The 231-nt window shown below is 43.7% G+C and carries 1 protein-coding gene; it reads right to left on the reverse strand.

Going from position 1 to position 231, the window contains the following annotated elements:
* A partial coding sequence (locus SB658_RS28025; RefSeq protein ID WP_410603872.1) for a PD-(D/E)XK nuclease family protein occupies window positions 1–231 on the reverse strand: 231 nt, incomplete at both ends.

The raw sequence follows: 231 nt of genomic DNA on the forward strand, positions 1-231 counted from the left end.
CTTCTGCTAGGTCAAGACCTTTCTCACTGGATTTGTAATCGACGATTCTTAAAAGCAGCCCTTTTGAACCTTCTGCTTTATCTACCCTGTCAATTCTTCCGACAAGTTCCATCGTGCAGCCATTCTTTAATTGAAAAGTAAACGGCGGCAAAGGTCCTTGCCCCCCGAAACCTAACTCAAGCCCTACTGGAGAAAATCCACTCACTTTGGCATGTTCACTTAATATAGAAG

Source organism: Bacillus sp. SIMBA_008 (genome assembly GCF_046535495.1).
GTDB classification, from domain to species: domain Bacteria; phylum Bacillota; class Bacilli; order Bacillales; family Bacillaceae; genus Bacillus; species Bacillus subtilis.